Genomic DNA, 21,639 nt, shown 5'->3' on the forward strand with positions numbered 1-21,639 from the left:
CCCGCGATGATCATCGACGACACCCTCTACGACGTGGTGGTGATCGGCAGCGGCGCGGCCGGCGGCACCCTGGCGGCCGAGCTGGCTGAAGCGGGGCGCACGGTGCTGCTGCTGGAGCGGGGCGAGCGGCTGCCGCTGGTGGATCAGAACGTGGGCGATGTGGACCTGTTCCGCAAGCAGCGCTATCACCCTGAGCAGCCCTGGTTCGGCAGCGACGGCGATCCCTTCAAGCCCCAGATGGTGTACGCGCTGGGCGGCAACACCAAGATCTGGGCGTCGGTGCTGGAGCGGCTGCGGGAGGCGGAATTCGAGGGGGTGGCGATGCAGGACGGCCGCTCCCCCGACTGGGGCCTGCGCTACAGCGATCTGGCTCCCTGGTACGACCGGGCCGAAGCCCTCTACCGGGTGCATGGCCAGGCCGGCGAAGACCCCACGGCGCCTCCTCGGCAGGGCGCCTATCCCTATGCACCGCTGTCGATGGAGCCGGTGCTGGAGGAGCTGCACGCCGACCTGGCGCGTCAGGGGCTGCGGCCCTACCACCTGCCCCTGAGCTGGAGCGAGAGCGCCAGTGATCCCAGCGGCGATGCGGAGCTCTTCGGTGTGGAGCGGGCCCTGGCACCGATCACCCCTGGGGCCGTGCCTGCCACCCTGCGCAGCGGCGCCACGGTGGAGGCCCTGCATGTGGATCCCTCGGGGCGCCAGGTGAAGGGGCTGGAGGCGCGGATCGCAGGCGACCGCTGGCTGTTCCAGGGGCACCAGGTGGTGCTGGCGGCCGGGGCGGTGAACACGGCGGCGATCCTGCTGCGCTCGGCCGGGGAGCGGCACCCGCGCGGACTGGCCAACGGCTCGGATCAGGTGGGCCGCAACCTGATGAAGCCCCAGCTCACGGCCCTGCTGCAGCGCGCCAGCCGTCCCAATTCGGGGCGCTACTCCCCGGCCCTGGGTGTCACCGAGTACTACTGGGGCGACAGGAATGTGGACTACGCCCTGGGCTCGATCCGCAACGGCGGCGGCGTGCTGCAGGATCCGCTGTTCGCCGAATCGCCGCCGCTGCTGTCGCTGGTGAGCCGGCTGCTGCCGGACCGGGCGCTGGAGTGGCTGGCCGACCGCTCGATCACCTGGTGGGCGATGACGGCGGTGCTGCCCGACCCCGAAAACCGCGTGACGGTGCAGGGGGACCGCATCGATGTGGCCTACATCGCCAACAACCGCGAGGCCCACGACCGGCTGGTGTACCGCTGGCTGGACACGATGCAGAAAACGGAGGCCGATTCCGCCACCACGGTGGTGCAGCGGGCCCCGATCTACCCCCGCGGAGAGGCGCCGCTGAGCGTGATGGGGCTGGCCTGCGGCACCTGCCGCATGGGCAGCGATCCGGCCACGTCAGTGGTGAACCTGCAGGGCCGCTGCCATAAGCTGGAGAACCTCTGGATCGCCGATGCCAGCGTGTTCCCCGGCTGCCCGGCGGTGGGCCCCGGCCTCACGGTGATCGCCAATGCCCTGCGGGTGGCGGGCCAGGTGCACGAGGAGCTGGGGTGAGGGTTGTGTCCTCTTGGGGGCGAGGCCGCCGGCTGTTCTCTGCAAGTATTCTCTCCGAACCGGTACCCATTCTCCTGCGGGTCGGTCTGAAGGGTCAGGCCCCATGGGGCTCTCGGAGGGTAGTGATCTCCGTTCGTTGGTCTTGTGAGTTCAAGCGAAGTGCAGCAAATACACGCAGCTCCAGCCATTGGATTAGATGTAAGGAAAGAAGCCTGATCTTATGGGATCATGCAAGGGCGCGATTCGCATGGGTTAGGCAATCTGTTGTGATCCAGGGCTCCATCGATGGTCGATGCAAGCATGGTGCAGCATGGCTGTGCAAAGAGCTTCAGATTGGCTGGCCAAAAACATCAAGGCTGCTCCATTTAGACTCAACAATGGAGGCAGACCCATCTCAATCCCAGAGGCGGAAGGCTTCTTCGCGGCTGAGGATCCATTCGGAAGCAAGCTCACCTCCACTCTTACGGTATTGCTGAAACCAGGGGCCACCCAGGGTCCAATGCACCAAGGCAGGCCCGCCTTCACCGGCGGGACGTGCATCAGGGGGCTGCACATCAATCAAGTGGTTCCAACGCCCTTGTGGGAGTCCTCCGATACAACTATCATCAGCAAGCCACTTGAATTGATGCAGTTCCAGGCCACTGGCACTGTTGACATAATCTGGTGTCAAAGCTTTGCATTGCTCGCAGTTGAACAACATAAGCGAACTCCAATTCTTCTTTTCATACCTGGTTTGCACTGTTCCAAGAAACTTGACTTTTTCGCCTGGAGAGTGATCGTGCTGAACGCACATGACGGCGTAGCGTTCGTCCCGTAACGCCCACAGCTCAGCGATATCGCCACGTGCCAGCATGTCACAGTCCATAAATATTGCCCACCCTTCGTAGCCGCTTAAATGGGGAACCAAAAAGCGCGAGAAAGAAAACTCTGTGCTTTGGTTGGCAATTCGTTTGCGTTGGAAGATGCCTTTCAGCTGATCCAGTTTTATTGGGGTGATTGCCAATGGCTGGCTGCTGTGCTGAACGAGGCTGTCGATGAGAACATTAATCGCCACCCGCTCACGTGGATCATATCCAATGAAGACGGGAATCGGACGCAGCATGTTGGGACCAATGCTTGCTAGTCTGCATAATACGCCCTTGGAAAAGGCTTGGGTCCCGCCGATCTGTTGGGCCTCCAGTCGGAGGATCTCAGGGGTTTTTGTATGAACGCTGCCACCTGCAGCTCGTAGTCGATCCGGCTGACGAACCCCTGCTCAGACGTGTTGCTCAGAGGTTTCCTGACACAGCCACACACCTGCCACGGATCCATGCATTCTGAGAGACTGTGGCGCTCGGTCCACACGCTTCTGGCGGCGCATGGACGGCCACGTTGTGGTGAACCGGTGTGCCATCGACGTCAGGTGCAGTGAAACAACTGCGCAAGGAGACGACCTCCGTCAAGATGACAGACCGCCGCATGATGCTTCGTTGTCTTGGTGGAGCTGCCAAGGGTGCATGGATTCCCGTGGTTCCTTTCCTGGCTGGGTACGCCTCACCCCTCAGCGTCCCCCAGATCGGCGTCGCTGGTCTCGTCATGGTTCTTGTGTGATTCATGAGCAACCTGCGGCAAGAGAAGTTTCCTGATTCTCTGTCCATGGCATGGGATTCCACCTCAGTGTGTGACGTTCCGATGGTTGGACGCCGTTGACATGAACACACATTGCTGTGCCGCAGCACTTGAACGCTGCCAATACACGGCCCAGTGATCGTTCGCTCAATCCCGAACTCCAAGCGCTGTCGTGCTCATCCCGAATGCAAAGCCCATCAGGCGGATCGCTTACGGCGCCATGGTGCGGGAAGGTTAGTACGGGCGAAGCGAGGATGGCTAAGCAATCAATACTCTGGTCTATGCCATGGTTCAGGCCATGGTTCAGACCATGGTGAGCGATACCGCTGATGCCTATGGTGCTGGGCACAATGAAGCTCTGGTCAGACAGGCCAGGCGCCGCTTTGGTCACGACGCTTTCTTGGCAACGAAATCTGGCATTGTCTTTGAAGCAGATCAGCCAGGCAGCCAACGGGATACAGGCTGGGGGTTGCCGCTGACGATTAACGGGTCGAAAACCTGTGTGGAACGGGCGATTGACCATGGTCTGAGGCGTCATGGTGTGGAGCAGATCGACTTGCTCTATGCCCACCACCGCGATCCCAGCACTCTCCTGGAGGAGACGGTTTCAGCCATGGCCGAGGCCGTTCAGCAAGGCAAGGTGAAGGCCATTGGCTTGTCCAATGGGACCGTTGATGACAGCAACAGGGCCAATCAGCTGTATCCCGTTTGGGTAGTGCACTATGCGTATTCATTGTTTTCGCGTGAATCTGAATACGCTATTCTGCCCCCGTCAACTGTATCGGAGTGGCGCTTGCGTGCTGCTCACTCCTGGGCGCTGACGTCCTGGCCGTCACCGTGCAATCTCTCGATGATGGCGAGTCCGCGTCAACAACCCATGATGCAGGGTGAGAACTTCATCCTCAACCTGCAGCGTCTTGAAACACTGGTAGCAATTGCTTCTGTCCTGAGCATCACCCCGGCCCAACTCCCCCTGGTCTGGCTGCCTGCACAAGCAGACAACACCATTCCCATGTCGGGCAGCCGCAGCAAGGCTCATGCCGGTGAGAACCCTGCGGCCCTCGCCGGAAACCGCGCTTAGGAGTTTGCAGAAAAAATCTCGTCGCGAGGCGAGTTCTCCCCCTCCGTGACCCAGCCAGCTGGTCATGGCGAGGCGATTGACGTGGACCCCGGGAATTGGTCCAGGGTGAATGAGAGTCCTCAGCCGGCCAGACTGGGCCGGGGACTTCACCATGAAACGCACCAGGCACACAGCGGAGCAGATCATCCGCAAGCTCAAGACCGCCGACCAGCTGATTGCCCAGGGCAAGACCGTCGCCGATGTCTGCCGCGTCATCGAGGTGACGCAGCCGACGTATCACCGCTGGCGGCAGCAGTACGGCGGGATGCAGGCCGAGGAGGCCCGCCGGCTGACGCAGCTGGAGAAGGAGAACGCCCGGCTCAAGAAGTTGTTGGCAGAAGCCGAGTTGGAGAAGGCGATGCTCAAGGACCTTGCGGAGGGAAACTTCTGAGCCCGGAACGCCGTCGCAGGGCCGTCACGGTCCTGCAGGAGCGTTACCGGGCATCAGAGCGCCAGGCCTGCCGTGTTGTGGGGCAGCACCGCAGCACCCAGCGCCATTGCGGGAAGGTCGTCGACCTGGAGGAGACCAAGCTTCGGCACCGCCTGAGGGAGATTGCAGCTGAGCACATCCGCTGGGGCCGCCGCATGGCCTACCGCCTGCTGCGTCGGGAGGGCTGGACCGTGAACCACAAGCGGGTGCAACGGCTCTGGCGGGAGGAGGGGCTGCAGCGGCCCACTCCCAGGAAGCGGAAGCGGGCACGGCCCGCCGACGGCTCGGTGAGGCGTCACCGGGCCCAGCATCCCCACCAGGTGTGGGCCATGGATTTCCAGTTCGATGCCACCGCCGATGGCCGCAGACTCAAGTTCCTGAACGTGATCGACGAGCACAGCCGCCTCTGCCTGGCGATCCGGGTGGGCAGGCGGTGCAAGGCCAAAGACGTGGTGACTGTGCTGGAGGAACTCACCAGCCTCTACCCGGCGCCAGCGTTCATCCGATCGGACAACGGCCCGGAGTTCATTGCGCAGGCCCTACGGGACTGGTGCGAGGCCAGCAGCGCCACCAGCACGGCCTACATCGCGCCGGGATCCCCATGGGAGAACGGATTCGCAGAATCCTTCAACGGCCGCTTCCGCGATGAATTCCTCAACACCGAGTTGTTCACCACAGCCCCGGAGGCTCAGATCCTGGCCGATCGCTGGCGATGGGAGTACAACTCACTCAGGCCGCATTCGGCCCTCCAGGGGCGTACGCCCCTGGAGGCAGCTCAACAAGGAGCTGCAGCATGACCATGACCACCCACTCTCATAAGCCCTGGACCGATAAAGGGGGTCACGTCACGATTATTGGAATGACTCAGGCTCGCTGTGAGTCCCTGATCCTCGGGATTGGTACCTCGCTCGACGCTGAATCTCCTCGCAGGCTCCCATCTCTGGAGAACGGCCTGTTCATGCCATCGCCTCCACAGGCCTGAGCAGGTTGCTCAGGCGGATCAGGTTGTAGGCGATCACATGCAGTCCGAACATGGCACTGACATTGGCCTGGCCGCGCAGCTTGAACTGGCGCAGGCCGCCGAACTGCTTGATCCAGCCGAAAACCTTCTCGATGCCGCGGCGTGCATGGATCGACTTGGCATAGCCCTCATGGCGAGTGGTGCGGCCATCGATGGCGGAGCCGCCGGAGCGTCCTGCGTTCTGGGCGACATGCGGGGTAACGCCGATCCGTCGCATCTCTGCGACGAATCCATGGGTGTCGTAGTTCTTGTCAGCACCGATGGTTTTCTGGTGGTGCCCGGGGAGATCGGCGGCCATCTCCTTGGCCGCATCCCGTTCGCCGTAGCCGTCAGCCTGGGTCACCCGGCAATCCACCACCAGGGCATGGCGGTTGTCCATGAGCACATGCCCCCGGTAGCTGGGCAGGGCCGGGTGAACATTCGACTTGCGGGCCAGAAGAGCGTCGGGATCCGTGCCGGAGCGATGGGTCTTGTTGCTGAGACGCACCCCGCGGAAGTCGCCCTTGGCCCGCTTCCTGCCATCCTTGGCCGCCCCGAATCCCTCGCCAGGGCCTGATGGCGGAGGCGGCGGGTCATCCTCTCCGTCGATTCGCTCCAGGGAGGCATGTGAGGCCCAGGCTTGGAGCAGGGTGCCATCGACGGAGAAGTGTTCATTGCTGAGCAGCGGTTTCACCTCCGGTGCCGCCATCAGCTTCTCCAGGAACCGGCCCATCAACTGCTCGTTGAGCAGCCGCTCACGATTCTTGGTGAACGTGGTCGGATGCCAGATCGGATCGTCAGGACTCAAGCCCACAAACCAGCGGAACAGCAGGTTGTAGTCGAGCTGCTCCAGCAGCAGGCGCTCCGAACGGATCCCGTAGAACGCCTGCAGCAGTGAGGCCAGCAGCAATTGCTCAGGCGGTATCGATGGCCTGCCTTCTGAGGCATAGAGATGGCAGAAGGTGGGATTGAGGCGATCGAGAGCCTGATCCGCCAGCTTGCGAATCCGCCGCAGCGGATGGCCGGCCGGAATCCGCTCCTCGATCGAGACGTAGGAGAACAGTGAGCCTGTGCGCTCCTGCTGACCACGCATCAAGCCTGAGGCGGATACTCCATTTTCGCAGGGGTGGGCGGGTTTTTCAGCGAACTCTTAGCGTGGATCCATCCCAGCCTGGGTCCGCCATGGCCAGCAACCCCGTCACCTGGTTCGAGATCGCCGTCTTCGACATCGAGCGGGCCAAGCGGTTCTATGAAGCCGTGTTCGCCTTCACCCTCACCAACATGCCCACCCCCGAGGGTGAGGAGTACTGGACCTTCCCCATGAGTGACACCCTCATGGGAGCTGGCGGAGCCCTCACCACCCTGGAGGGCCTGCAACCCGGCGCCGGTGGCACCCTGATCTACTTCGCCTGTGACGACTGCGCCGTGCAGCAGGCCCGGGTGGAACCAGCCGGGGGCAAGGTGCTGCGGCCGAAGATGAAGATCGGCGATTATGGCTACATCGCCATCTGTCTCGACACTGAAGGCAACCCCATCGGCCTCTATTCCCAGAGCTGACGGCTCCGCTGCCCTACTTACTCCCTTTCGGCTCCACACTTCACGGCGTTTCTGTGCATGCCTCGCTGCGATGGCTCGCTGCGATGCGTCGTTGCTGCCTTGAGCATGACGGCTTGTATCAACGCCGCGTCATTGTCAGTGGCTTGTGTTTTGGGTGGAGGTTTGATTCAGGCTTCCCACTGCGATCCCTACGGTCTTTCGCGTTGCTGCGGTTCCTAGAGTAAAGAAGTTCCATCGTGAGCAGAGCTTCAGCGTTCCGTTCCTAGATTGCATCGGTAACGTCCTGCTCTACGCCTGGCACTGCCTAGATCGCCACTTCTAGCTCGACACGTCCTGATCGGCCCTGCTCGATCCACACTTCTCGATCCACACTTCTCGATCCACACTGCTCGACCGCCACTGCTCGATCCATACGGATCAACCTGTCGTCCGGTTGTGGATGGCTCGTCCACGGCTGCCTCGTACAGCCCGTTCAGGGTGTGTCACCCACCCATGAACGGGGGCCAGTTCTGACCCCACCTGCCCACGAATCACCCTTTCCAGGAGACGCGAACCCATGGCCACGAAGAAGCCCAACATCATTCTGCTGGTGACGGATGACACGGGCTATGGCGACCTTGGGCCTTACGGCGGTGGTGAAGGCAGGGGCATGCCGACGCCGAACTTCGACCGGCTGGCCGCCGAAGGGATGACCTTCTTCTCCTTCTATGCCCAGCCGAGTTGCACCCCAGGCCGGGCCGCCATGCAGACCGGACGCATCCCCAACCGCAGCGGCATGACCACCGTGGCCTTCCAGGGCCAGGGCGGCGGCCTGCCGGCAGCCGAGTGGACGCTGGCCTCCGTGCTGAAACAGGGCGGCTACCGCACCTTCTTCACGGGCAAATGGCACCTGGGTGAGGCGGACTATGCCCTGCCCAATGCCCACGGCTATGACCAGATGAAGTATGTGGGCCTCTATCACCTCAATGCCTACACCTATGCCGATCCCACCTGGTTCCCGGACATGGATCCTGACCTGCGGTCGATGTTCCAGAAGGTGACCCAGGGATCGCTCTCTGGCAAGGCCAGTGAGAAGGCCACGGAAGATTTCAAGATCAACGGTCAATATGTGGATACTCCGGAGCAAGGAGTTGTCGGGATCCCCTTCTTCGATGGCTATGTCGAGAAGGCCGCGACGGACTTTCTCGAGGAGGCGGCCAAGGACGATCAGCCCTTCTTTTTGAACGTCAACTTCATGAAGGTGCACCAGCCCAACCTCCCCCACCCTGACTTCATCCACCAATCGCCTTCCAAGAGCAAGTACGCCGACTCGATCGTTGAGCTGGATGCCCGGATCGGCGCCATCCTCGACAAGGTGCGGGAGCTGGGCATCGAAGAGGACACCTTCATCTTCTGGACCACTGACAACGGAGCCTGGCAGGATGTGTATCCCGACGCCGGCTATACGCCATTCCGGGGTACGAAGGGCACCGTTCGTGAGGGAGGCAACCGCGTGCCGGCCATTGCCTGGTGGCCCGGCAAGATCGAGGCTGGCGTCAAGAACCACGACATCCTCGGAGGCCTCGATCTGTTGGCCACCTTTGCTGCCCTTGGCGGTGTGTCCCTGCCCAGCCAGGACCGGGAAGGCCAGCCGATCACCTTCGACAGCTTCGACCTCTCTCCGGTGCTGTTGGGCACCGGCAAGAGCGCGCGAAAATCCTGGTTCTACTTCACCGAGAATGAGCTCACGCCCGGTGCCGTACGGATCAACAACTACAAGGCCGTGTTCAACCTGCGTGGAGATGATGGCGGCACCACCGGTGGGCTCGCCGTTGACTCCAACCTGGGATGGAAGGGGGCGGAAAGTTATGTGGCCATCGTGCCCCAGCTGTTCGACCTCTGGCAGGACCCCCAGGAGCGCTACGACATCTTCATGAACAACTACACCGAACGCACCTGGGTGATGGTGACCATCGGCGACACGATCAAGGAGCTGATGAAAACCTACATCGAATATCCGCCGCGCAAGATGCAGGGCGAGGGCTATTCCGGTCCGATCACTCTCACGCAATACGAGCGCTTCCAGCATGTGCGGGAGATGCTGGCTTCGGAGGGCATCAAGATTCCCATGCCTACGGGTAACTAGCTCACCGCCGACGACTCCCTGTCCTCCTGCTGAGCCACCCCATCCACTCCTGAAGCAACGTCGTGTCCAGCCTGAGGGTGGCTCACTGCGATGCTTCCTCATCAGGCTGCAGAGGCGTTCTGCACCGGCCTCAGGCTCTCTGTGGCCGTGCCGTTGCCTATCCTGGCCACGCAACCTTCCCGCCGGTCTGCCCGGGCCAATCATCATGGCAACGATCAGCGTGGGCGCCAGAGGGCGTGCATGACACCGCCCAACACAGGGTCGTCCAGGGCCTCCGGTTTCAAGCAGAGGGCGCTTGAGGAGCTCAAGGTCTTCTGGCTTACAGCCCTCTATCTCTGGATCTTCCTGGGCTCGTTCACCGTGTACCGCAGACTGGTGCTCGCCGAAACCGGAGTGACCTACCTCCACTACGGGATCGCGTTGATCGAGGCCCTGGTCATCGCCAAGGTGGTTCTTGTCGGCAGGATGGCCGGGTTTGGGCGTCGTTTTGACCAGCAACCCCTGATCGTTGCGGTGGCCTACAAGTCGATGGTCTTCGGCTTGCTGGTGCTGCTGTTCAGCGTCCTCGAGCACGTGGTCGAGGCCATGATCCGCCATCACAGCGCCTTGAGTGGGCTGCGTGATCTGGCTTCCCTGGGGGTGTACGAGCTTTCGGCCCGTGTGCTCATGATCACCCTGGCCTTCATGCCCTTTTTCGCTTTCTGGGAGATCGGGCGCGTGGTGGGCATGCAGAGGCTTGCCGCCCTGTTTTTCCAGAAGCAGCCCACCTCCTTTGAGGACCAACCCCGGCTTCCCTGAGGGTGTTGCGCATGGCACCGCCTGCCCGGCCAGAGGGTGCATCCCTGACCTCAATGCGTGCCGTTCTTCAATAAGCCGCTACCGCCGCGGATCTACTGCCTTGCGGCCACCCAGGCCCCCGTGGTCGCAGTGTTCCGGCGTGGACCGACCCACTGGTCCCATGGGGGGCGCTGGGACCTGGCCAGCAGGCGTTACGAGCCTGGTGCCTGGCTGCGGGGCCGGATCTTCCCGCGACGCTCCGATCTCTCTCCGGAGGATCGCTCCCTGTGGCACCTGGTCCCGCGTCTACCACGTCAGCCAGCAGGAGAAGGGCGACGCCCCCGCCCTGATTCTTCCGCCCCTCCCCGTTGGCTTGCGCCCCAGATCCAGCGTTCAGTTCGCCAACGAGCGGCGGCGCGGCTGGCAGGAACGGGGGGATTACCCCTGCGCGTTGAGGCTGATGCCTGGGATGAACGCCGGAACGCGCGCCAGCGGAAAGCCCAGCCCGGGGGCCGCCGCCTGCTTGGCGTGCAGAGCCCCGGCTGGGCTGGAGCCGTGTTCGGGGTGGATCGGGCCGTCGACGGCTGCGCGTCAGCTATTGGCTGGAAACGGGCGACGCGGTGCCGCGAACGAGGCTGGGCAGCGAACGAAGCGGTGCATCCTCTGCTCCCGTCCAGCGGGTCGACTGGGATCCGGATGGGCAACTCTCGTCACCACCCGCGATGAACGGCTCCGGCTCCGGAGCCGGCACTGGCGAAACCCGCCTCCGCAGGGCGCCGCCCGCCCCGGCTTCAGGTGTCGGTGTCCACGTCGTGGATGCTGCTGATCCGCCACTCCTCCCACCCCTCGAGGGCGTTGCTGAACTCCTCGGCCGTGATGGTGAACCCTGCGGCGGCGGCGATGGCCACCGTGTCCGCCCCGGGGGCGGTGAGGCGGGCCTCCAGGGCGGGATCGTTGAAAGCTGCTTTCAGGAGTCCCTTGAGGCCTGGGGCAGTCATGGTGGCAGCGTGCTTGCTGGCGCCTGTCTAGCTCACCCGGCCCGTGGCTGCGCCCCTCCCCACCGGCTCAGCGCTGGGTGGGCACCACCTCCATGCCGATCGGCGCCAGGGCGATCAACGCCAGCTTGATGTGCTGGATGCCGAAGGGAATGCCCACGATCGTCACGAAACAGGCCAGCGCCGAGCCCAGGTGGCCGATCGCCAGCCACCAGCCGGCCACCAGGAACCACACGATGTTGCCCAGCAGTCCGAGCGGCCCGGTGCCGAATTCCATCCGCCCGGTGAGCTCGCGCCGGCTCACCGCCTCGTAGCCGAAGGGCCAGAAGGAGAAGGTGCCGATCAGGAAGCAGGCCCTCGCCCAGGGGATGCCCACGATCGTGATCGCCGCCACCAGGCCGGCCAGCCACCAGCCCAGGCCCATCACGAAGCCGCCGAGCACGAACCAGAGCACATTGAGCAGGAAGCGCAGCATGGGGCTTCATCCGGCCGCTGAGGCGAGCGAGGGGAGGAAGGTGACCAGTTGGGGCACCAGCACCACCAGTAGCAGCACCGCCAGCTGGATTCCAACGAAGGGCCAGGCCCCCCGGTAGATGGCGCCGGTGCCCAGCTCCGGCGGTGCCACGCCCCGCAGGTAGAAGAGGGCGAAGCCGAAGGGCGGAGTGAGGAAGGAGGTCTGCAGGTTGGTGCCGATCACCACCCCGAACCAGAGCAGCTCGGCGGGGCCCAGCAGCTCCCGGGCCGTGGGCAGCAGCAGCGGCACCACGATGAAGGCGATCTCGAAGAAGTCGATGAAAAAGCCCAGGATGAAGATCACCAGCATCGCGATCGCCAGAAAGCCCACCCGGCCGCCGGGCAGGTTGAGCAGCAGCCCCGAGATCAGCTGATCGCCCCCCAGCCCGCGGAACACCAGGCTGAAGGCGGTGGAGCCCAGCAGGATCGCCATCACCATCGCGGTGGTGCGCAGGGTTTCATCGCTCACCTCCGCCAGCGCCTGGCGGTTGAGGCCGCCCTGGAACAAGGCCAGCACCACCGCCCCCAGCGCCCCCAGGGCGCCGGCTTCGGTGGGGGTGGCGATGCCGAAGAAGATGCTGCCCAGCACCAGCAGGATCAGCCCCAGGGGCTGCAGCACCACCTGCAACAGGGTGGCCGCCGGCATGGCGCGCTCCTCGGCGGTGCTGCGCCGCGGCGCCAGCTCCGGCTTCAACGCCGTGATCACCACCACGTAGAGGGCGAAGGCGCCGGCCATCACCAGCCCCGGCACCAGCGAGCCCAGGAACAGATCGCCGATCGACACGCCCAGCTGGTCGCCCAGCACCACCAGCACGATGCTGGGGGGAATGATCTGGCCCAGGGTGCCGGAGGCGGTGATCACGCCGCAGGCCAGCGAGCGGTCGTAGCCGGCGCGCAGCATCGCCGGCAGGGAGATCAGCCCCATGGTGGTGACCGTGGCGGCCACCACACCGGTGGTGGCCGCCAGCAGCGCTCCCACCAGCACCACCGCCAGGGCCAGGCCGCCGCGCAGCCGGCCCAGCAGATGCCCCATCGCCACCAGCAGCCGCTCGGCGATGCCCGATTTCTCGAGCATCGCCCCCATGAACACGAAGGCCGGAATCGCCAGCAGGGTGAAGTTGCCCATGATGCCGAAGATCCGCTGCGGCAATGCCGCGAGGAAGGCGGGATCGATCAGCCCCAGGGCCATGCCCAGCAGGCCATAGAGCACCGAGACTCCGCCCAGGCCGAAGGCCACCGGGTAGCCGCTCAGCAGGGCCAGCACCAGCGTGAGGAACATGCCCGCCCCCAGCCAGGCGCCGGCATCGAAGCCGATCACGTAGCCCAGCAGCTCGATCTCCATCGCCGCTCAGCGCCGCCGCCGCAGAGTGCGCCGCTGCAGGGCCAGGCGGATCGCCTCCGCCACCCCCTGCAGGCCCAGCAGCAGGAACCCGAGCGGGATCAGGGCCTTCACCCAGAACCGCGGCAGTCCGCCCGGATCCGGTGAGGCCTCGGCGATGCGCCAGCTCTCGATCGTGGGCGCCGCCGACACGATCAGCACCAGGGCCACGAACGGCAGCAGCAGCCCCAGCGTGCCGGCCAGATCCACCCCCAGCCGTCGGCGCTCCGGCCAGCGGCTCTGCAGCACGTCCACCCGCACATGGCCCTGGCGCTGCAGCGTCCAGCCCAGGCCCAGCAGGAAGGCGAAGGCGAACAGGTACCACTGCGCCTCGATCAGGCCGTTGGAGCTGAGGTTGGTGCCCAGCAGCAGGCCGGCGTAGCGGCCGAACACGTTCCAGCAGCCGAGGATGAGCATCAGCACCAGGGCCCAGCCCGCCAGCCGGCCCGCCCAGCGGTTCAGCCGGTCGATGGCGGCCACCAGGCGCACGGCCGGGCCCCGGGGGGCTGCATGGGGCTGCGGTGGATCGGCTTGGCGCTCAGGCGGGGCGGGCATGGTCAGCTGCCTCCTCCACCGCCCTTGCCGCCGTAGATGAAGCGGGAGAGGGAGTACTCATTCACGCCGTTCCACTCCTGCACCTGGCGGCGGAACGTGCGCCACTGGTCGTGGATCTCGCGGAAGCCGCGGTCGCCGGCTGCCATGTCCGTGAGCAGCTGCTGCGAGGCTTCGGCGGCGGCCGTGAGGATGGCCTCGCCGTAGTTCACCAGCTCCGTGCCGCCCTGGATCAACCGTTTCAGGGCCAGGGCGTTGAGGGCCTCGTAGCGGCTCAGCATGGCCAGGTTGGCTTCCTGACAGGCCACGCTGAACATGGCCTGGTAGGCCTTCGGCAGACGCTGCCAGGCCTGGCGGTTCACCAGGGCGGTGAGGGTGGGCCCCGGTTCCCACCAGCCCGGGTAGTAGTAGTAGCGGGCGGCCCGGGCCAGACCGAGCTTCTCGTCGTCGTAGGGGCCGGTCCATTCGGCGGCATCGATGGCGCCGCGATCCAGGGCCAGGTAGATCTCCCCGCCGGGCAGCACCTGCACATTCACCCCCAGGGCGGCCATCACCTTGCCGCCCTGGCCCGGGATCCGCATCTTCAGGCCCCGCAGGGAGGCGGGGCCGTCGAGCCGCCGCTTGAACCAGCCGCCCATCTGGGCGCCGGTGTTGCCCGCCGGAAAGCTGATCACGCCGAAGTCGGCGTACACCCGGTTGATCGCCTCGAGGCCGCCGGCCTCGTAGAGCCAGGCGTTCTGCTGCTGGGCCGTTAGCCCGAACGGCACCGCCGTGCCGAAGGCCAGGGCCGGGTTCTTGCCCACGTAGTAGTAACTGGCCGTGTGGCCGCACTCCACCGAGCCGCTCTGCACCGCCTCGAGCACCTCCAGCCCCGGCACCAGCTCGCCGGCGGCGAAGGCCTGGATCTGGAAGCGGCCGTCGCTCATCTCCGCCACCCGGCGGCTCACCGTCTCGGCACCGCCGTAGATGGTGTCGAGGGAGTGGGGCCAGCTGGTGGCCATCCGCCAGCGCACCAACGGCAGGGCATCGCCGCTGGCGGAGCCGGCGCGGCGGATGGTGCAGGCGCCCAGCAGGGCGGCGGAGCTGCTGGCGGCGGCTGCCTGGAGCAGCCGGCGGCGGGGGACTGTCAACCCGCTCAGGCCACGGCGGCGAAGCACTCCTTGAAGGCCGCGATCGTGGCGTCGATGTCGCTGTCGCTGTGGGCCAGGGAGGTGAAGCCGGCCTCGAAGGCGCTGGGTGCCAGGTACACGCCCCGCTCGAGCATGGCGCGGTGCAGCTTGCCGAAGCGGGCCGCGTCGGCCGTCTTGGCTTCCTCGAAGTTGCGCACGGGCCCCTCGCAGAGGAAGAAGCCGAACATGGCGCTGATCGAGCCGCCGCAGATGGGCAGGCCAGCCGCCTTGCCGGCCTCGAGGATGCCCGCGATCAGCCGCTTGGTGGTGGCCTCCAGCTTCTCGTAGGTGCCGGGCTGCTTGAGCAGATCGAGGGTCTTGATGCCGGCCGTCATGGCCAGGGGATTGCCGCTCAGGGTGCCCGCCTGGTACATCGGGCCCGCCGGGGCCACCATCGCCATGATGTCGGCGCGGCCGCCGTAGGCCCCTACCGGCAGCCCGCCGCCGATCACCTTGCCCATGGTGGTCAGGTCCGGCGTGACCCCGAAGCGGGCCTGGGCGCCGCCGTAGCTGATCCGGAAGCCGGTCATCACCTCGTCGAACACCAGCAGGGCGCCGTTCTCCTTGGTGAGTTCGCGGATGCCCTCCAGGAAGCCGGGCACCGGCGGGATGAAGCCCGCATTGCCCACCACCGGCTCGAGGATCACGCCGGCGATCTCTCCGGGGTTCTCGGCGAAGAGCTGCTTCACCGCCTCCAGATCGTTGTAGGGGGCCGTGAGGGTGCAGGCGGTGGTGCTGCGCGGCACGCCCGGGGAATCGGGCAGGCCCAGGGTGGCCACCCCGGAGCCTGCCTTCACCAGGAACATGTCGGCGTGGCCGTGGTAGCAGCCCTCGAACTTGATCACCTTCTCGCGGCCGGTGAAGGCCCGGATCAGGCGCAGCACCGACATGCAGGCTTCGGTGCCGCTGTTCACGAAGCGCACCATCTCCACCGACGGCACCGCCGCGATCACCCGCTCGGCCAGCTGGTTCTCCAGTTCGCAGGGGGCGCCGAAGCTGGTGCCCTTGTCCAGGGCGGCGTGCAGGGCGCTGATCACCTCGGGATGGGCGTGGCCGCAGATGGCGGGTCCCCAGCTGCCGATGTAATCGATGTAGCGGTTGCCATCCACATCCCAGGCGTAAGCGCCCTTCACCCGGTCGAACACGATCGGGTTGCCCCCCACGGAGCGGAACGCCCGCACCGGTGAACTCACGCCGCCGGGCATCAGCGCCTGGGCGGCGCTGAAGATCTCCTGGGAGCGGGTGGTGTTCAGGGCGGGGGCCGAAACGGGAGCCGAGGTCAAGGCGGATTCCGCGGTGGGTTGACGGGAGGGTTGGTCGGCGTTCGCGACGGCTGGGCGTAGCGCCGCAACGGCAGAGCGTTACGGATGGACCGCTTCCCATCCTGGCCCAAGACCCCCCCGAACGGTTTGTCAGTAGTTTCGGAACACAACCGAGCGGCCCTGTGCGTATCGACTGGCCAGCGCTGGAGCGCGAGCTGCGCCGGCTTCTGCCCCCCAGGGCCGTGGTGGCGGCCCGGCAGGAGCTGCTGGCCTACGACTGCGACGGCCTCACCCTGCACCGCCATCAGCCGCCGCTGGTGGTGCTGCCGGAAACCACCCGCCAGGTGTCGGACGTGCTGGCCCTCTGCCACCGCCAGGGGGTGCCCTTCGTGGCCCGGGGCAGCGGCACCGGCCTCTCCGGCGGCGCCGTGGCGGAAACCGAGGCCCTGGTGGTGGCCACCAGCCGCATGCGCCGTGTGCTGGAGCTGGATCTGCCCAACCGGCGGGTGGTGGTGCAGCCCGGGGTGATCAACAGCTGGGTCACCCGGGCGGTGGCGGGCGACGGCTTCTACTACGCCCCGGATCCCTCCAGCCAGGTGGCCTGCAGCATCGGCGGCAACGTGGCCGAGAACTCCGGTGGCGTGCACTGCCTCAAGTACGGCGTCACCAGCAACCACGTGCTGGGCCTCGAGGTGGTGCTGCCCGACGGCACGGTGACCACCCTGGGCAGCGACCTGGACGAAACCCCCGAACTCGACCTGCGCGGCGCCTTCATCGGCAGCGAGGGCACCCTGGGCATCGCCACCGCCATCACCCTGCGGCTGCTGCAGGCCCCCCAGAGCGTGGCGGTGCTGCTGGCCGATTTCACCGCCATGGAGGCCGCCGGTGAAGCGGTGCGGCTGGTGACGGCAGCCGGGGTGATGCCGGCGGGGATGGAAATGATGGACCGCCTCACGATCGAGGCGGTGGACGACTACTTCGGCTACGACGAATACCCCCGCGATGCCGCGGCGGTGCTGCTGATCGAGCTGGACGGCCAGCAGCGGGAGGTGGCCGCGGCGGTGGAGCTGGCCACCGGCCTCTGCCGGCAGGCCGGTGCCCGCCAGGTGCGCCAGGCCTGGGATGCGGACGAGCGGGCCCAGCTGTGGAAGGGCCGCAAGTCGGCGATCTCGGCCCTGGGCCGCCGTTTCCCGAGCTACTACCTGCAGGACGGCGTGGTGCCCCGCAGCGCCCTGCCGCGGGTGCTGGCCGCGATCGAGCGGCTCAGTGAGCGCTACGGCCTGCCGGTGGCCAACGTGTTCCACGCCGGCGACGGCAATCTCCACCCGCTGATCCTCTACCGGGCCGGCGAGCCGGGCATCGGCGCCCGGGTGCAGGAGCTCGGCGCCGAGATCCTGCGCCTCTGCGTGGAGGCGGGCGGCAGCATCACCGGCGAGCACGGCGTGGGCAGCGACAAGCGCTGCTACCTCGACTGGATGTTCAGCCCCGCCGACCTGGCCACCATGCAGCTGGTACGGCGGGCCTTCGATCCGGAGGGCAGGGCCAACCCCGGCAAGATCTTCCCCACCCCCCGCACCTGCGCCGAGTCGGCCCGGAGGGTGGCCGTGCTCGAAGCCCAGGGGGTGAAGCTCCCCGCTGAGGCCGTGGTGGTTTAGGGGTTCTTCCTGCGGAACGCCTCGATCTCGGCGCTCACCGCCTCGGAGGAGGCCCCGCTGACCAGGAACAGCTTGAAGCGCTGGTCCCTGGCCAGGTACTCGGCGAAGGACGAGCGCAGGAAGGGGCGGAAGGCGGCGTCCTGGCGCAGGTAGGCCCCGAAGAACGGCACGGTGATCGCCTGCATGTAGCCGCCGATCAGCCCCTGGCTGGGGAGGGTGAGATCGGTGATCGATTGGATCGCCTTGCTGATGCCCGGATCGATCTGGGTGAAGTTCACGTGGGCCTGCCCCTCCACGATCAGCCAGTACTTCTGCGGCGCCGTGAGCCAGGTGAAGGAGGCCGCCTGCTCCAGGGCCGGGGGGGTGGCCGGGTCGTAGCTGCCCGAGGCCAGCACCACCGGGATCCTGATCTGCTCCAGTCCCTTGCGGCCGAAGATGGCGCGGTTCACCGGGTTGGCGGCGAACACGGCCACGGCGCGGGGATCCTGCAGCCCCTGAAGCTGCTCGGCCGGAAGTCGCAGGGCCTGGCACTGCAGCAGCAGGGCGATGTCCAGGGCGGCGTACGGCCGCTCGCACTCCTCTTTCAGATAGGTGGGATCCACCTGGGCACCGGCGACGGCCAGCGCCGTGTAGCCGCCGAAGGAATGGCCGGCGATGCCCACCGACTTCAGCTGCAGCCTGCCCTGGAAGGCCGCGGCGTTACGGCGCTCCAGCTCATCGAGCACGAAGCTGATGTCCTTGGGGCGGTTGACGAAATCGTTGACGTCGAACAGGTCGGCGTGAAGGCCCCGCAGCGTCTCCTTCAGCCAGATCGTGTCGCTGCCGGGATGCTGGGGCGCCGCCACCAGATAGCCGTGGGAGGCCATCTGCCGCAGGGCGATCGCGAAGTCCTCCGGCCTGGAGGCCAGGCCATGGGAGAACACGATCACCGGAACCGGCCCGGACCCGGCGATCGCCGGCCGGTACACATCCACGTAGAGGCTGCGGTTGCGCTGGGGATCGTTCAGTGTCCACACCTGTTCGCTCACCCTGTAGGGCCCCGGCCGGCGCGGATCCGGCAGGGTGGCGTAGTCCACCGGGGGCTGGGTGGCGGCCTCTTCGGCCGTGAGCCTGAGCATCGCGGTGTTCAGCTGCTCCGTGGCGGCGATCACGCGCTTGGTGGCCTTTTCCGCGCCGAGCACCTTCTCGCCGTGGATCTGGATGTCGGACGGCAGCTGCCGCAGGGTGGAGAGCAGCGTCAGCCCCTCTTCTGAGAAGGCGGCGTTCACCAGCGCGGCCCGCAGGGCCAGCTGGCCGTTGCCCCCCCGCAGCAGGGTGATGGCCTTGCCGAGCCGCTTCAGCACGTCCGCTCCCATGCTGCTGTTGAAGAAGCGGGACACGATCAGCGGATCGACGTCAGCCCTGGTGGTGAGGGCCTTGCGGAGCATCGGCAGCTGCTCCGGCGGTACGGCCTGCAGGAAGAAGGCGAGATCGTCCTCGATGGCGCCGGTCTCGGCAAAGGTTTCGAGGGAGCTCACCTTGAGGGAGCGGATCAGCGGCCCGTAGGAGAAGGAGATCGATTCCCCCGCCCGTGCCGCGCCGCCGCCCAGCCAGAGGGTGGCAGCCAGGGCGGCGAGCCCGAGCGCCCTGCCGAGGCCTGAGTTGCGGAGGCCCCGCCTGCCTGGGCTGCCTGGAGTCGCTGGCCGGATCGGGGACGAAGAGGGATCCTGAAGCTGGATCTGGCGCTGAACAAGCCCCTCGGCCATGTGGCTCAGTGGATGGAGCCATCACGCTAGGCGCGGCCCATCAGAGCGGCTCGTCCTCCAGCTCCTCCTCCGGGTCCGCCTCGGGCCAGGCCAGGTTCACCACCACCGGCGCATGGTCACTGGGCTGCACGTTGCCGCGGGTGTGCTTGTGAATCCGGCAGCCGGTGGCGCAGGCCGCCAGCGTGTCGCACAGATAGATGTGGTCGATCCGCCAGCCCCGGTCCCGGTCCCAGGCGCCCGTGCGGTAGTCCCACCAGCTCCAGTGGCCGGAATCCGGTTCGAACAGGCGGAAGGCATCGGTGAGCCGGTCGCCGATGACATCGCGCAGGGCCTGGCGTTCCGCCTCGCTGGCCATGATCCCGCCGGTGAGCCGCTCCGGGTCGTGGAGGTCGCGGTCGTCCGGACCGATGTTGAAGTCGCCCAGCATGCAGAGCGGATCACCCTGCTGCTCCTGCACCGCCAGGTAGCGGCGCAGGCAGGCGAGCCACTGCAGCTTGTAGCCGTACTTGTCGCTTCGCAGGGCACTGCCGTTGGGCACGTAGAGGTTGAGCACCCGCACGCCGTCCACCAGGGCGCTGATCACCCGTTTCTGCTGGCCGAGCGCCTGGGCGTCGGCGTCGCCGGGCAGCAGGGCCTCGAAACCGATCTGCACGTCCTCCAGCGGCAGCCGGCTCAGGATCGCCACGCCGTTGTAGGCCTTCTGGCCGCTGATCGCCGCCGTGTAGCCCAGCTCGGCGAAGGCGGCGCGGGGGAAGAGCTCGTCGGCCACCTTGGTCTCCTGCAGGCAGAGCACCTCCGGCCGCTCCTGATCCAGCCAGGTCTGCACCTGCTCCAGGCGCGTGCGCACCGAATTCACGTTCCAGCTGGCCAGGCGCATGGGCAGGGTGGGCTCCACCGGGCCATGGTCGGTCACCGAGGCACGCTCCAGCCAGCCCCTTTAGCATCGTGAGGACGGCCTGGAGATCCACGCATGGCCCCGAGCCCAGCCCCGAGCCCGGCCCCGAGCCCGGCCCCGAGCCCCCCACGGCGGCCCTCTGGCCGCTTCACCCTGCTGCGGGCCTGCCTGTTCGGGCTCACTGCGGCCGTGATTCCCCCGATCGCCCTCACCTCCGCGGCTCAAGCCCAGCAGGCCGGATACGGCCAGACCCTCGGTGGCCCGCTCGAGGACAGTCGCAGGGATGTGGGCACCGGGGCCCCGCGCAGCACCGGCAACGCCTTCGACGCCACCAGCCCCATCGAGCTGATGAACCAGTTGCGGCGCGCCACGGCCCTGGACGACGCCACTCCCCCCGGCGATGCCGTGGATGCGGCGCTCAGGGACTTTGACTCCCAGCAGCCGGCCTCTCCGGGCTCTGCTCCGCTGCGTTCTCCCTGAGCGGAGCCTCCGCCGGCTTCGGCCGCAGGGCTTCGAGCCCCCAGGAGGCGGCCACCTCGTCCAGCCGCGGATCCCCCTTGTCGCCGCCGAGAGCCCTGGCCTGGGCCAGGGTGTTCTGGGCCGCCCCGGTATCGCCCCGTTCCTGCTGGATCAGGGCGCGGGCGAGCAGGGGCCGCGGGTCCTTGGGGAACTGGGTGTTGAGTTTGATCAGTTCGGCCTCGGCCTTGCCGGGCTGCCCCTGGCGTTGGTGCACGTTGGCCAGCAGCAGGCCGATTGGCACGGCAGTGTCCCGCAGCTTCGGCGTGATGGCGCGCTTGAGGGCGGCCTCCAGCTGGGCCACGGCCTGGGCGGTGCGCCCGGTTTCCACCTGGATCAGCGCCATCAGCTGCAGGGCCTCCACCTGGTCGGGCCGCTGGTTCAGCAGCTGGCGCAGCTCCCGTTCGGCCCCGCTGCGGTCGCCCTGATCACGGCGGACCTCCGCCAGCAGCAGCCGCAGCGACCAGCGCTCCGGCTGCTGGTCGGCCAGACGCTCCAGCAGCGGGGTGGCCTCGGCCTTGCGGTCGAGGGCCACGAGCAGCTCCAGCAGCCGCTGCTGCTCCGCCACGCTGGCCTCGCCGGCATCCATCCGCCGGCGCAGGTCGGCCGCCTGCCGCTCCAGGCCCGGCCGGGAACCGGGGCCGTCCGGCCCGCCACCGCTCTGGAGCTGGCCCAGCCACCACCCGGCGCCCAGGCACGCCCCGGCCAGTCCTGTCACCGCCAGGCCCAGCCAGAGACCTTCACGGCGCGGAGCTGGGGGCATGGAGGCAGGCAGACCGAACGGATGGACCCAGTCTGCCCCC

Annotated in this window: 19 protein-coding genes; 8 read left to right on the forward strand and 11 right to left on the reverse strand. The window is 66.7% G+C overall.

Going from position 1 to position 21,639, the window contains the following annotated elements:
* Nucleotides 1-6 precede the first annotated feature (6 nt).
* Nucleotides 7-1,539: a GMC oxidoreductase gene (locus tag CBM981_RS00200; RefSeq protein WP_087066673.1), complete on the forward strand. Its 1,533-nt coding sequence runs from the start codon at nucleotides 7-9 to the stop codon at nucleotides 1,537-1,539.
* A 394-nt stretch (nucleotides 1,540-1,933) separates the two neighbouring features.
* On the opposite strand, the gene CBM981_RS00205 is transcribed toward CBM981_RS00200, so the two are convergent.
* Complete coding sequence (locus CBM981_RS00205) at nucleotides 1,934-2,641, reverse strand: hypothetical protein (protein WP_087066675.1); 708 nt, start codon at nucleotides 2,639-2,641, stop codon at nucleotides 1,934-1,936.
* Between the two features lie 804 nt (nucleotides 2,642-3,445).
* Here CBM981_RS00205 and CBM981_RS00210 point away from each other — a divergent pair.
* On the forward strand, nucleotides 3,446-4,228 hold the full coding sequence (locus tag CBM981_RS00210) for an aldo/keto reductase (protein ID WP_157665269.1): 783 nt from the start codon (nucleotides 3,446-3,448) through the stop codon (nucleotides 4,226-4,228).
* A gap of 151 nt (nucleotides 4,229-4,379) precedes the next feature.
* Nucleotides 4,380-5,494, forward strand: a protein-coding gene (locus tag CBM981_RS00215) for an IS3 family transposase (protein WP_369801647.1) whose coding sequence is annotated in 2 segments (ribosomal slippage) — nucleotides 4,380-4,641 and nucleotides 4,641-5,494 — 1,116 coding nt in all. Because the reading frame shifts where the segments join, the coding sequence is not laid out codon by codon here.
* Nucleotides 5,495-5,653: 159 nt separating this feature from the next.
* On the opposite strand, the gene CBM981_RS00220 is transcribed toward CBM981_RS00215, so the two are convergent.
* Complete coding sequence (locus tag CBM981_RS00220) at nucleotides 5,654-6,790, reverse strand: IS5 family transposase (RefSeq protein ID WP_087066680.1); 1,137 nt, start codon at nucleotides 6,788-6,790, stop codon at nucleotides 5,654-5,656.
* Nucleotides 6,791-6,879: 89 nt separating this feature from the next.
* On the opposite strand from CBM981_RS00220, the gene CBM981_RS00225 reads away from it, so the two are divergent.
* From CBM981_RS00225 to CBM981_RS00235, 3 genes are all read left to right on the forward strand, one after another.
* A complete protein-coding gene (locus CBM981_RS00225; protein ID WP_087066682.1) occupies nucleotides 6,880-7,254 on the forward strand; it encodes a VOC family protein in 375 nt (124 codons plus the stop codon).
* A gap of 556 nt (nucleotides 7,255-7,810) precedes the next feature.
* Nucleotides 7,811-9,379 carry an arylsulfatase gene (locus CBM981_RS00230; RefSeq protein ID WP_157665270.1) on the forward strand — a complete coding sequence of 523 codons (1,569 nt, stop codon included), beginning with the start codon at nucleotides 7,811-7,813 and terminating at the stop codon, nucleotides 9,377-9,379.
* A 141-nt stretch (nucleotides 9,380-9,520) separates the two neighbouring features.
* A complete protein-coding gene (locus CBM981_RS00235; protein WP_157665271.1) occupies nucleotides 9,521-10,177 on the forward strand; it encodes a hypothetical protein in 657 nt (218 codons plus the stop codon).
* 770 nt (nucleotides 10,178-10,947) lie between these two features.
* Here CBM981_RS00235 and CBM981_RS00240 read toward each other — a convergent pair.
* The 6 genes from CBM981_RS00240 to hemL all read right to left on the reverse strand — a co-directional run bounded on the left by CBM981_RS00240 (nucleotide 10,948) and on the right by hemL (nucleotide 16,046).
* Entirely contained in the window at nucleotides 10,948-11,154 is a 207-nt protein-coding gene (locus CBM981_RS00240) for a Nif11 family protein (protein ID WP_087066687.1), read from the reverse strand.
* A 67-nt stretch (nucleotides 11,155-11,221) separates the two neighbouring features.
* On the reverse strand, nucleotides 11,222-11,626 hold the full coding sequence (locus CBM981_RS00245; RefSeq protein WP_087066689.1) for a YccF domain-containing protein: 405 nt from the start codon (nucleotides 11,624-11,626) through the stop codon (nucleotides 11,222-11,224).
* 6 nt (nucleotides 11,627-11,632) lie between these two features.
* Complete coding sequence (locus CBM981_RS00250) at nucleotides 11,633-13,006, reverse strand: TRAP transporter large permease subunit (protein ID WP_087066691.1); 1,374 nt, start codon at nucleotides 13,004-13,006, stop codon at nucleotides 11,633-11,635.
* 6 nt (nucleotides 13,007-13,012) lie between these two features.
* Nucleotides 13,013-13,597, reverse strand: a complete 585-nt coding sequence (locus CBM981_RS00255) for a TRAP transporter small permease subunit (RefSeq protein ID WP_225867439.1) — start codon at nucleotides 13,595-13,597, stop codon at nucleotides 13,013-13,015.
* A 2-nt stretch (nucleotides 13,598-13,599) separates the two neighbouring features.
* A complete protein-coding gene (locus CBM981_RS00260) occupies nucleotides 13,600-14,724 on the reverse strand; it encodes a TRAP transporter substrate-binding protein (RefSeq protein ID WP_087066693.1) in 1,125 nt (374 codons plus the stop codon).
* Nucleotides 14,725-14,729: 5 nt separating this feature from the next.
* Nucleotides 14,730-16,046 carry a glutamate-1-semialdehyde 2,1-aminomutase gene (gene hemL / locus CBM981_RS00265; protein WP_087066695.1) on the reverse strand — a complete coding sequence of 439 codons (1,317 nt, stop codon included), beginning with the start codon at nucleotides 16,044-16,046 and terminating at the stop codon, nucleotides 14,730-14,732.
* 161 nt (nucleotides 16,047-16,207) lie between these two features.
* Between hemL and CBM981_RS00270 the strand changes: the two genes are divergently transcribed.
* Nucleotides 16,208-17,680: an FAD-linked oxidase C-terminal domain-containing protein gene (locus CBM981_RS00270; RefSeq protein WP_087066697.1), complete on the forward strand. Its 1,473-nt coding sequence runs from the start codon at nucleotides 16,208-16,210 to the stop codon at nucleotides 17,678-17,680.
* On the opposite strand, the gene CBM981_RS00275 is transcribed toward CBM981_RS00270, so the two are convergent.
* Nucleotides 17,677-19,425: an alpha/beta hydrolase gene (locus CBM981_RS00275; protein WP_087066699.1), complete on the reverse strand. Its 1,749-nt coding sequence runs from the start codon at nucleotides 19,423-19,425 to the stop codon at nucleotides 17,677-17,679. The two genes, CBM981_RS00270 and CBM981_RS00275, sit on opposite strands and share 4 nt — an antisense overlap.
* A gap of 40 nt (nucleotides 19,426-19,465) precedes the next feature.
* Nucleotides 19,466-20,302: an exodeoxyribonuclease III gene (gene xth, locus CBM981_RS00280; protein WP_087069065.1), complete on the reverse strand. Its 837-nt coding sequence runs from the start codon at nucleotides 20,300-20,302 to the stop codon at nucleotides 19,466-19,468.
* Between the two features lie 93 nt (nucleotides 20,303-20,395).
* On the opposite strand from xth, the gene CBM981_RS00285 reads away from it, so the two are divergent.
* Entirely contained in the window at nucleotides 20,396-20,800 is a 405-nt protein-coding gene (locus CBM981_RS00285) for a hypothetical protein (protein WP_087066701.1), read from the forward strand.
* Here CBM981_RS00285 and CBM981_RS00290 read toward each other — a convergent pair.
* Nucleotides 20,739-21,599: a tetratricopeptide repeat protein gene (locus CBM981_RS00290; protein ID WP_087066703.1), complete on the reverse strand. Its 861-nt coding sequence runs from the start codon at nucleotides 21,597-21,599 to the stop codon at nucleotides 20,739-20,741. The two genes, CBM981_RS00285 and CBM981_RS00290, sit on opposite strands and share 62 nt — an antisense overlap.
* Nucleotides 21,600-21,639 lie beyond the last annotated feature (40 nt).

The sequence above is a fragment of the Cyanobium sp. NIES-981 genome (assembly GCF_900088535.1).
Classification (GTDB): Bacteria; Cyanobacteriota; Cyanobacteriia; order PCC-6307; family Cyanobiaceae; genus NIES-981.